Origin of the sequence: Pseudoflavonifractor sp. MCC625 (assembly GCF_018784545.1) — a bacterium.
GTDB lineage: Bacteria > Bacillota > Clostridia > Oscillospirales > Oscillospiraceae > Pseudoflavonifractor_A > Pseudoflavonifractor_A gallinarum.
In genome coordinates this window covers 1-350 of sequence record NZ_WQOJ01000012.1, presented here as the reverse complement: position 1 = coordinate 350, position 350 = coordinate 1, and the positions used below count along the sequence as shown (strand labels likewise).

At 52.9% G+C, this 350-nt stretch carries 1 protein-coding gene; it reads left to right on the top strand.

The genetic code is table 11. The annotated features are described in order from the left end of the window. A partial coding sequence (locus tag GPK94_RS04605; protein ID WP_215654764.1) for a hypothetical protein occupies positions 1 to 350 on the top strand: 350 nt, incomplete at both ends.

Here is a 350-nt window from a genome sequence, read left to right as displayed (position 1 = left end):
GGAACCCGTGAACATTCCCGCACTCCCTGGCTGTGGCAGCTGGAGGAGCGCCATTTGGATTCGGTGCAGGCCATGCTTGAGCGCACCTATGATGTTTCCGGTGATGACCTTGCCGGACAGCTCACCGAGGTAGCCGGAAAACTGGCTGAGGAATACTGGACGGAGCATCAGCAGGACTTCTTCTATATCGTTGACGGTTCCTTTTTGGAGGAATATGATGAGTTTAACATCGGAGTACAGTTCAAGGCAGCAGCCACCGTCAGTATCACTTACGCTTTGATGTCCCGCTGTGGACTGGAGCCGGAACGCTACTTCGACCACGAAGATTTCATGGCGATCTTTGATTTCAA